Source organism: Phyllobacterium brassicacearum (assembly GCF_003010955.1).
In the GTDB taxonomy this organism is placed as follows: Bacteria; Pseudomonadota; Alphaproteobacteria; order Rhizobiales; family Rhizobiaceae; genus Phyllobacterium; species Phyllobacterium brassicacearum.
In genome coordinates this window covers 182325-192543 of sequence record NZ_PGGO01000087.1, presented here as the reverse complement: position 1 = coordinate 192543, position 10219 = coordinate 182325, and the positions used below count along the sequence as shown (strand labels likewise).

10 protein-coding genes and 1 tRNA gene are annotated in these 10219 nt (G+C 56.9%); 5 read left to right on the top strand and 6 right to left on the bottom strand.

Translation table 11 applies throughout. The features are described 5' to 3' along the window. The first annotated feature begins 592 nt into the window (after positions 1–592). Positions 593–1771, top strand: coding sequence for an alpha/beta hydrolase (locus CU102_RS29295; RefSeq protein ID WP_106714499.1), 1179 nt, complete (start codon positions 593–595; stop codon positions 1769–1771). Position 1772: 1 nt separating this feature from the next. On the opposite strand, the gene CU102_RS29290 is transcribed toward CU102_RS29295, so the two are convergent. The 3 genes from CU102_RS29290 to CU102_RS29280 all read right to left on the bottom strand — a co-directional run bounded on the left by CU102_RS29290 (position 1773) and on the right by CU102_RS29280 (position 4676). Continuing rightward, the gene (locus tag CU102_RS29290) at positions 1773–2255 is read right to left on the bottom strand and encodes a MaoC family dehydratase (protein ID WP_106714498.1); all 483 of its coding nucleotides are present in this window, start codon (positions 2253–2255) and stop codon (positions 1773–1775) included. Between the two features lie 92 nt (positions 2256–2347). After that, positions 2348–3637 (bottom strand): Hsp70 family protein, encoded by a 1290-nt coding sequence (locus tag CU102_RS29285; protein WP_106714497.1) that lies wholly within the window; start codon positions 3635–3637, stop codon positions 2348–2350. Positions 3638–3761: 124 nt separating this feature from the next. Beyond that, on the bottom strand, positions 3762–4676 hold the full coding sequence (locus tag CU102_RS29280; RefSeq protein WP_106714496.1) for a LysR family transcriptional regulator: 915 nt from the start codon (positions 4674–4676) through the stop codon (positions 3762–3764). Positions 4677–4789: 113 nt separating this feature from the next. On the opposite strand from CU102_RS29280, the gene CU102_RS29275 reads away from it, so the two are divergent. Continuing rightward, positions 4790–5794, top strand: coding sequence for an aldo/keto reductase (locus CU102_RS29275; protein ID WP_106714495.1), 1005 nt, complete (start codon positions 4790–4792; stop codon positions 5792–5794). A 56-nt stretch (positions 5795–5850) separates the two neighbouring features. Here CU102_RS29275 and gnd read toward each other — a convergent pair whose 3' ends face one another. After that, entirely contained in the window at positions 5851–6882 is a 1032-nt protein-coding gene (gene gnd, locus CU102_RS29270; RefSeq protein WP_106714494.1) for a phosphogluconate dehydrogenase (NAD(+)-dependent, decarboxylating), read from the bottom strand. A gap of 258 nt (positions 6883–7140) precedes the next feature. On the opposite strand from gnd, the gene CU102_RS31260 reads away from it, so the two are divergent. Continuing rightward, positions 7141–7545, top strand: coding sequence for a beta-barrel domain-containing protein (locus CU102_RS31260; protein ID WP_483428632.1), 405 nt, complete (start codon positions 7141–7143; stop codon positions 7543–7545). Here the strand turns inward: CU102_RS31260 and CU102_RS29260 are convergent. Both CU102_RS29260 and cpdR read right to left on the bottom strand, forming a co-directional pair. Continuing rightward, a tRNA-Val gene (locus CU102_RS29260) sits at positions 7496–7570 on the bottom strand. The genes CU102_RS31260 and CU102_RS29260 overlap by 50 nt on opposite strands. A 102-nt stretch (positions 7571–7672) precedes the next feature. Continuing rightward, the gene (gene cpdR / locus CU102_RS29255) at positions 7673–8035 is read right to left on the bottom strand and encodes a cell cycle two-component system response regulator CpdR (protein ID WP_027229490.1); all 363 of its coding nucleotides are present in this window, start codon (positions 8033–8035) and stop codon (positions 7673–7675) included. 284 nt (positions 8036–8319) lie between these two features. On the opposite strand from cpdR, the gene CU102_RS29250 reads away from it, so the two are divergent. Further along, positions 8320–9210 carry an N-formylglutamate amidohydrolase gene (locus tag CU102_RS29250; protein ID WP_106714493.1) on the top strand — a complete coding sequence of 297 codons (891 nt, stop codon included), beginning with the start codon at positions 8320–8322 and terminating at the stop codon, positions 9208–9210. A 235-nt stretch (positions 9211–9445) separates the two neighbouring features. Continuing rightward, a complete protein-coding gene (gene hisN, locus CU102_RS29245) occupies positions 9446–10219 on the top strand; it encodes a histidinol-phosphatase (RefSeq protein WP_106714492.1) in 774 nt (257 codons plus the stop codon).

Below are 10219 nucleotides of genomic sequence, written 5' to 3'. Positions count from 1 at the left end.
CTTTGACGTATCCATACCAATTCGGATAATCTGGTCCACGGACGGTCTCCTTCGATTGAGCTTTCAACGAACTCATTCTGGCACATTTGATGCCGTTGGGAGCCGTCCACCCCAACACGGGAAGGACGGGAACAGGATAACCGAGGTTTTGGGGACGTGGATAAGTGCGCAGCGATTTTTTGATCGGCACTCGTTGAAGGAACTATCTGGTCCACACCAATCGTCCCGCGTTATCGTAATGCACTCCCCTTCCGTCATGCTCGGGCTTGACCCGAGGACCCACGAGATAACTCAAAGTTCTGCCCATTGAAACGCCGGGCGCTTGTGACTCTTTATCTGGGTCCTCGGGTCAAGCCCGAGGACGACGGAAGCGTGGGTGGTTTCAGGTGACGGAGCGAAGTAACGAGGAGGGGCCTTTTTTTTTGGATCACGCCGTTTAAGCGGCAATACTTTGGTCCGATATCACACACTCTCAATTCCATGTTAAATGCGCTCGAAATGCTGAAAAGGCGGCTCGCAATTATGCCACCGCCCACCATATAGAACGCCAGTGACTGCCGATTCGTGTGGTCTCGTTGTTCAGAGAAACGAAATGGCTGTCAAAAAGCGTCTGGTCATCAATTTCACCGGCTATGAGGGGCTGCATCCCGACGCGGTGCGGGGACGCTATCTGAACAGCGCAGCTGATTTCAACAGTCTCTGGCGTGCCAAAACCCAGGCGAGCCGCATGAGCCCGCAAGGACAGAACATCGCCAGCATGCAAATCAAAACCAGTGGCGCCGACTGGCACACCGAAACGGAATTCTGTCAGTACGGCACCGCGGATATTTTTGACGCTTATGCGGCCCGAAATGTTGCCACGCGGTTTGCAACGGGACTGATGGCGTTTCTCGATTTCCTGCTGACAGGAACGTTCTGGCGCTATTTGGGCACCAGCTGGCGTTTCTGCATCTTCTTCATGTGGCCGTTCGCTCTTGCCTGCTTTATCACGCTTGTTACGATTGGCGTCGGGCTGTTTCCGCTGTTTGCCGGATATAACGGTCTTCATCTCCTTTGGACGATCCCGCTTGCGTTGGCCATTGGCCGTTTGCTCATTCGCTGGCCTGGCGAAAAGCTGTTCTTTTCATATCTCCTTGATGATTGGGCCGCCGCTTCGGACCGAATCCACCGGCGTAACGCAAGCCTTTTGCGCCGCCGGCAGGCATTTGCGGATCATCTGGTCGAGAAGCTGCGGGGGAGCGATGCGGATGAGGTGGTGATCATCGGGCACAGTCTCGGCACTGTTCCCGCCGTGGAAGCAATCGCCGATGTCTGGCGCAACAATCCGCAACTTCTCAAACAGAAGCCGGTATCGCTGCTTGCCGCAGGCTCATGTCTGTTGATGATTGCCTTGCACCCGCGTGCGACTGGATTGCGCGAGGATGTGCGCGTCGTTCTCCAGGATACGCCAATATTGTGGGCGGAATTCCAGACGATCAACGACATTGTCCATTTCTACAAATCGGATCCGGCGGCAGCATTGGGAATCAAGCCGCGCAGCGAGCCGATTATCCGGCGAATCCGCTTCAAGCACATTCACGGCGCAAAGCGTTATGCGCGCGCCAAGCAGAATTTCTTCAAGATGCACTTGCTGTTTCTCAAGGGTGCACAGATACGCAATCCCTACGACATCGGGATGTTCGTCCAGGGGCCTTTTTCGTTCAAGGATCTGGTGACGACCTATCATGCGAGTGCTCCCCCTCTCGACGAGGTTGGCAAACTCGCGGCTTGACTCAGTCCATTTCGGGTGGATGTTCCAGTACGGCGATGGTGAGCCAATTGGCGACCAGCGCAGGCTTGAGCGAGTCTTCGATTTCCAGCGTCACTTCGTAATTGTTGAGGACGCGTCCGGACGGACGAATATCGGCGTCGACGAGCTTGAAGCGTGCGCGCACCCGCTTGCCGGATTTGACCGGCGCCATGAAGCGCACCTTGTCGAAACCGTAATTGATGCCCATCGTCGCGCCTTCGATCATCGGCAATGCTTCATAAGCCAGCGTGGACAGAAGCGAGATCGTCAGAAAGCCGTGGGCGATGGTGCCACCGAAAGGCGTTTCCTTTTCGGCCCGTTCCGGGTCCGTGTGGATGAACTGATGGTCGTCGGTCGCATCAGCAAACTGGTTGATCATTTCCTGGCTGACGACGCGCCACTCGGAAGAGCCGATCTCCGTGCCAACCGCTTCCTTCAATTGTTTGAGCGTAATCGCTTCTTTCATGACTTCCAGCTTTCCGGACTTCTTCTTCGAACTTGCGGTGTTCGATAGCTGGTTATGCTTCGGTTGTCATCCCTTGCACGCAACCTGCCGTCTCAGGCGGTCCATTGCAGAATGTCATCGCGCTCGCCGATGAGCGCAAGTCCGTGGGCGATCGATAGCAATTCACCGCCACTCTCGATGCGATCGTGATCGAACCGCTCGGTGAAGATGCGCCGGACGGCCGGGACGAAAGACGTGCCGCCCGTGAGGAATATCTTGTCGATCTGCCCGGGCAGGGTGTTTGTCTTTTCCAGGACGTCATCGAGCGCAGCTTCGATACGTGCCAGGTCTCCTTCGATCCAGTTTTCGAAGTCGGTACGCCGGATCGTCTTACGGCCGCCGCGCCCCAGCGGCGAGAAGTTGAACTCCGCTTCGTCTTCCGATGACAATGCGATCTTGGTCGCTGATACCGCCTGGTAGAGCGGATAGCCTTCATCATGATCAACGAGATCGACGAATATTTCGAGCTTCTCCGGCTCGAGGCTATCGCGTACCAGTTTCTTCAGGGCAGTGAACTCTTTCGAGGTCTTGAAGATCGAGAGCTGGTTCCAGCGGCCGAAATTGGCGTACCAGGAAGCGGGAACTTCGAGGGTCTTGTCGAAACTCCGGAACAAGCTGCCTTTGCCGATCTGCGGCGCGACGATCTGATCGATCATGCGATAGTCGAAATGATCTCCGGCAACGCCGACGCCGGAATGGCCGATCGGCATGGCACTGAGCTTGCCGCCCGACGTTTCGAAGCGGATAATCGAATAGTCGGTCGTACCGCCGCCGAAGTCGGCGACCAGTACGGTCGCGTCGGCCTTGAGGTTCTGCGCGAAATAGAATGCCGCCGCGACCGGCTCATAGACGAAATGGATCTCGGGGAAGCCGAAGCGCCGCAACGCTGTATTATAGCGCTCCGTCGCCAGCGCCGGATCGGGATTGGCGCCAGCGAAATGCACGGGGCGGCCGGTAACAATACGACTGATCTCGTCCGGCCAGTGGTCACCCGCATAGGTCCGCAGGCGCCGGAGGAAGATCTCCATCAGGTCCTCGAAGGTCTGACGCTTGGCGAAGATGAGCGTGCCCTGGAAGAGGGCGCTCGCAGCAAAAGTTTTGATTGACTGAAGAAAACGGCACTCGCCCGGGTGGTCGATAAACTGGCGGATCGCTGCATGGCCGGCCTCCACCTTCAGCGCCGACGCGCCGGCGACGGGGTCCTTCATGAAGGAGAGGGCGGTGCGCATGCTGTCGGCCGTGCCGGCTGCGCTGGTGAAGGCCATGGAATGCGTCGTTGCTCCATCGGCCAATGCCATGACCGTATTGGTCGTGCCAAAGTCGAAACCCAGCGCCTGAGCCATTGCCGCACTCCTGTTGTCCACAGATATTCAGAATTCGATGCTGCCTGCCGAGGCGGCGCATTGGTGTCCTCGATGAGGGAGGCGCGTCATGCCACAGCGAGATGCCCGATGCAAGGGAGGCGAGCTACGTTCTTGCCAGCGTGCGTTCTTCCGGACTCTTGATGAAATCCACGAAGGCACGCAGCGGAGCCGGCATGTGGGTGCGGCTCGGGTAATAGAGGCGGGGACCGGTAAATTCCTGCCACCATGGCTCCATAACAGGGACCAGTTGGCCACTTTGTAACGCTTCGCTCAGATATTCCTCGAAGGTACAGACCACACCAAGGCCGGCGACAGCGGCTCCGATCCCCATTTCGGCAGTCGAGGCGATCACTCGCCCTTTTGGCGTTATCTTGACGACTTTCCCATTGCGCTCGAATTCCCAGTTCGGGATCACGCCACTGGCGAAGCGGTGGCGGATGCAGGCGTGATCGAGGAGATCGCGCGGGTGTTGCGGTGTGCCATTAACTGCGAGATAGGATGGCGCCGCGGCCAGGATGAAACGCTGAGTCCGCGGTCCGACCGGTATTGCGATCATGTCGCGTTCGATGCTTTCATCATAGCGGATACCCGCGTCGAAGCCCGCCGCGAGGACGTCGATGAACGTATCGCTGGCCGAAACCTCCAGCGTGATCCCCGGGTATGCCAAAAGGAAACGGCTGGTGATCGGGGGGAGGATACGCTGTGCCACGATGATCGGCACATTGAGTCTCAGCGTTCCTGTGGGACTGTCGCGAAAACTGTTCAAGGCGTCCAGCGCGCCAGTGATTTCACCAAGGGCTGGCATCAGGCGTTCGAGCAGCTGGGTGCCGGCTTCGGTCGGGGTAACGCTGCGCGTGGTCCGGTTGAGCAGGCGCACGCCAATGCGTGCCTCGAGCCTGCGGATGGCTTCGCTCAAGGACGAGGCGGAGACACCGCGAAGCGAGGCTGCAGCGCGAAAGCTGCGCGCCTGAGCGACGGCGACAAGTGCCCCAAGATCGGAGAGATCAGGATCAGTCATTGTGCATATTTCCGTACGACCCGTACATAATATGCAGGATTATTGCACAGACCAAGCTGTTTTAAAGTGGCCCTCGAACGTTCCTTCCTAACGACAAGACCAGGGGTTTGAGAATGCACTATCGTCAACTTGGCGCGACAGGACCGCGCGTTTCTGAAGTAGGGCTGGGCTGCATGGGCATGTCGGGCATGTATGGCCCGTCCGACAGGGCAGAGAGTATCGCCACCGTGCACGCGGCCCTTGAAGCAGGCATCAATCTGCTCGACACCGGCGATTTCTATGGGGCTGGCCATAATGAATTACTGATCTGCGAAGCATTGAAGGGCAGGAAGCGCGAGGACGCGATCCTTAGCGTCAAATTTGGTGGTCTTCGCGATCCAACCGGTGGTTGGACCGGCTTTGACGCACGACCGCAAGCGGTCAAGAACTTCCTCACCTATTCTCTGCAGCGCCTTGGCGTCGACTACATTGATGTTTACCGCCCGGCGCGTCTCGACCCCAACGTGCCGATTGAGGAAACAATTGGTGCCATCGCCGACATGGTGAAGGCCGGTTATGTCAAGCATATCGGATTGTCGGAGGTGGGGTCAGAAACGATCAGAAGGGCCGCTGCCGTTCATCCGATCGTCGATCTCCAGATCGAGTATTCGCTGATTTCCCGCGGCATTGAAGACGGTATTCTTGATGCCTGCCGCGACCTTGATATCGGCATTACCGCCTACGGCGTACTGTCACGCGGCCTGATCAGCGGCCACTGGAGCAAGGACAAGGCCGCTCCAGGCGACCTCCGGGCACACAGCCCGCGCTTCCAGGGCAAAAATGTCGAGAAGAATCTCACCCTTGTCGAAGCTTTGCAGGCGATCGCCGCGGGTAAGGGCGTCACGGTTGCGCAGATCGCCATTGCCTGGGTTGCTGCGCAAGGGCAGGACATCATCCCGGTGATCGGCGCCCGCCGCCGCGACCGCCTGACGGAAGCGCTTGGTGCCTATGATGTGACGCTGACGGCGGAAGACATGACGGCGATCGAAAAGGCTGTCCCAAAGGGAGCAGCTGCCGGTACGCGCTACGCCGAAGCGCAGATGGCGCACCTCGACAGCGAGCTTGGTCAGCGGCACTGAGCCTCAGTCAGTTGCATCCCGGAGAAACCTGTTCTCCGGGAGCAAAGACCGGCGCCTTAAGATTTCGGCGCCGGTTTTTCCACATGCCCGCCAAATTCACGGCGCATGGCGGACAGGATTTTGTTGGCAAAATCCGCATTGCCGCGCGAGCTGAATCGTTCCTGGAGCGCAGCACTGAGCACGGGCGTCGGCACCGCTTCGTCGATTGCCGCCACGACGGTCCAGCGCCCTTCGCCCGAGTCGGAGACACGTCCCTCATAACTTGTTAATCCGGGGTCTTCGTAAAGCGCATCGGCGGTCAGGTCGAGCAGCCACGAACTGATAACACTGCCGCGCCGCCACACCTCGGCGATATCCGGCAGGTCGAAATTGTATTGGTAATGCTCGGGGTGCTGCAGCGGGGTTGTTTCCGCATCAGCCTCGTGCGAGCGCAGGCCAATATCTGCATTGCGCAGGATGTTCAGTCCCTCGGAATAGGCTGCCATCAGCCCGTATTCGATGCCATTGTGCACCATCTTGACGAAATGGCCGGCGCCATGCGGACCACAATGCAGAAAGCCCTGATCTGCCGTATTGTCGCCATTTGCCTTTTCTGCCCGGCTCTGGGTCACCGGCACGTTGCCTTTGCCGGGTGCGAGCGCGGCGAAAATTGGCGAAAGATGTTTCACGATGTCCTTCTCGCCGCCGATCATCAGACAGTAGCCGCGCTCCAGACCGAAGACGCCGCCACTCGTGCCTACATCGACATAGTGAAGGCCGTGCGATTTCAGCTCGCCGCCGCGCCTAATATCGTCGTGGTAGTAAGAATTGCCGCCATCGATGACGATGTCATCCTTGTCGAGCAGGGGAACCAGTTTGGCCAAAACGGTGTCGACCACGGCAGCAGGCAACATCAGCCAGACGGCGCGCGGCCGCGCCAGCAATGACACGAATTCCTCCAGAGACGTTGTGCCTTTAGCGCCCTGCTCTTGCAGGTCAGTCATGCTCTCGGCACGGGTATCGTGCACGACACAGTCGTGCCCATGTTTCATCAGGCGCTGTGTCATATTGCTGCCCATGCGCCCCAGACCAATCATACCAAGCTGCATCGCGAATCTCCTTTGAGCGTGGAATCTATGCTTAAGGCGCACGTTACCGGGGGCAGGAGCAATTACCAAGGTAGTTCGGCCCGCTTGAGAGCACAAGCGAGGCAATCGCATGACAGACTGCGACGGTCACTTGAGCATCCGATGCTTCAAGAAACTAAAGCCATCGCTCCAAACGCATAGGTTGAAGGCTATTCTGCTAAGAAAAACCAAGCGAACAATGCTAGCGCGACGAAGACTGACACGATCCAAAAGAGCTCTTTGGCTCTGAAAAAACGTGGCCGCATCGCGTATGTCTCGGCGGCGACAAGCAGCGATCCCGCCACCGGTCAGGTATATTATCTGGCAGACGTCGTTGTTCCGGCCGAGGAGCTCGAAAAGCTTGGCGACAACAGACTACTGCCAGGCATGCCGGTGGAAGTCTTCATTTCAACAGAAGAGCGCACTGCAATGTCGTGCCAAACCACTTGCAGACCAGTTCAGCCGAGCATTTCGAGAGCAGTAGGAGGCCGGATTTATCCAGACCCAGAGGCCGCTTCTGCTTGCCCAACAGCGAATTTGCCACCAGTCGCGACTGAAAGGCGGTTACTCAAGCGCTTGAATTTGGAGGATCAGATGGTGGGCGTGACAGGGATTGAACCTGTGACCCCTACGATGTCAACGTAGTGCTCTCCCGCTGAGCTACACGCCCATCTGACCGGGCGCATACACCATATTGATTTGTGTCCGTCAATAGCGTTCGGAAGAAGTTATCAGGCTTTCTTTGCGAGAATGAAAGAATGTCGCGCCTGTTCTATGCAGCGACCAGCATTTTTTCGATCTCGTTGACAAGATCGCGCAGATGGAAAGGCTTGGAAAGCACTTTCGCGTCCTTCGGGGCCTTCGAATCGGAATTCAGCGCCACCGCGGCAAAGCCTGTGATGAACATGATTTTGAGATCCGGGTCGATTTCCGATGCGCGCCGCGCCAACTCGATGCCATCCATTTCCGGCATTACGATGTCGGTCAAGAGCAGCGAGAACGGTTCTTCACGCAAACGGTCATAGGCGCTGGCGCCATTGTCGAAATGGGTGACATGATACCCCGCCTTTTCCAGCGCCTTGACTAGAAAGCGCCGCATATCATTGTCATCTTCTGCAAGAAGTATTCTCTTCATCAGTCCGTCCGAATTGTCTAGCACCGGATCATCCCCAAACCGGCGTCTGTCGATATTTACAAAACGCTTTTTTGGTAAAGATCGCGTGAATGATTTGCCAGAAAATAAGGGCGAACGAACCAAATGTCGAGGTAGCCCTGTAAGATATGGCCCGCTCTTTGGGAGTAGGGCGTGTAGGTCATAAAGTTGGCTGCTTATGCCGGTTGATGAATTCCATCTGAAGGAAAGTTGCACTAGAGTAGGACATCTGTCCGCCTTTACCGCTGCAAACCTTGAAGTGAAGAATGACCGTCGAGCGCGATTTTCCAGACAGCCTGCCTTACGAATTGCGGCAACCGGCCGATCAACGCATCCCATTCGTTTTCAATTCGCCGCATAGCGGTCAGTGCTACCCTGCAGCCTTTGTCAGGCAGTCGCAACTCGACCCGCAAACGATCCGGCGCTCCGAAGACTGTTTCGTCGACCAGTTGTTTGCTGCGGCCGTGATGCTCGGCGCACCCTTGATGGTTGCGCATTTCCCCCGCGCCTATCTCGATGTGAACCGCGAGCCCTATGAGCTCGATGCAAGGATGTTCCTCGAGCCGCTGCCGCCCTATGCAAACGGCAATTCGGCGCGCGTCGCCGGCGGACTTGGAACGATCCCGCGTCTTGTCGGGGAGGGGCAGGAAATCTATGCGCAGAAGCTGCATCTTGATGAAGCTTTGGGCCGGATCAACAATATCTACAAGCCTTATCATGCGGTTCTTGGAGACGTGCTCGTCGCAACGCGGGATCGCTTTGGCTACGGCGTGCTGATTGATTGCCACTCGATGCCGACAGGAATTCGTTTCCCGGAGAGTGGAATGCGCCCCGATTTCATTATCGGTGACCGTTTCGGCACGAGCTGCACGCCGGAACTCACCAATTCGGCAATCCACCTTCTCAGGGAGATGGGCTATGTGGTTGCGCACAACAAGCCCTATGCCGGCGGTTACATTACCGAGCACTACGGTCGGCCCTTGAAATCCTTCCATGCGATGCAGATCGAGGTGAACCGCGGGCTTTACCTCAATGAGCATAATTATGAACGGAAGGCCGGCTTCGACCAACTGCAACGGGATATCGGGCTGTTCCTGGCGGATCTGGTTTCTCTACCCGACTTCCACTTCCTCGATACGCCGTTGGCGGCCGAATAGTTTAGAGGCATCGACAAAAAAAGACCGCGCATAAGCGCGGCCCAAGTCTAGGGAGGAAACGCCCAAGGAGGGCATAGACAGGTCGCCCTGTCTGTTGATTACTCTATGCTGCGTCGCACAAATGTCAAGTGATTTGTATGATTTTTTGTGCATTGTCATTGTATGCCTAAAAAATATGCAAAAATTTGTCCAACGAGGCAGAAGTTTGAGAATGATTTAATCGCAAGGAGCCATTTTGTTCGTAGAACTTTCCTTTTTGAAGCAGATTGCTGACGTTGCCGCCGAGCAAACCCTGCCGCGATTCCGCAATATTTCGCTCGTCGACAACAAATACCAAACGGGTTTTGATCCGGTCACCGAGGCTGATCGAGAGGCCGAACGGGCGATTCGAAGGCTGATCAATGCGTCCTTTCCCGAGCACGGTATTCTTGGGGAAGAGTTCGGTGGGGAAAATCTTGACCAGTCACATGTCTGGGTGATCGATCCCATCGACGGGACACGTGCGTTCATTTCAGGCATTCCGGTCTGGGGCACGCTGGCAGGTCTAACAATCGATGGCGATGCGGTGGCGGGTCTGATGGCACAGCCGTTCACCAAGGAGCTGTTCATGTGCGACGGAGAGGCCTCCTGGTATGAAGGACCGGGCGGGACGCGCCGTCTCGAAACACGCAAGACGATTGAGCTTTCCGAGGCAACGCTTTTTACGACTACGCCGGCACTGTTCAAGGACGAAAAGCGGGAAGCCTATGACCGTGTCGAACAAACCGTCAGGCTTGCACGCTACGGCACCGATTGTTATGCCTATGCGATGCTTGCTGCCGGTTTTGTCGATCTGGTCGTAGAAACCGGGCTGCATCCCTACGATATTGTCGCGCTCATTCCGATCATCGAAAAGGCAGGTGGTGTGATTACGATGTGGGATGGCGGCGCGGCCGAAAAGGCCGGCAACATCCTTGCTGCGGCTACGCCAGAGCTGCATGCCCGGGCGCTGGATCTTCTCAATCGCTGA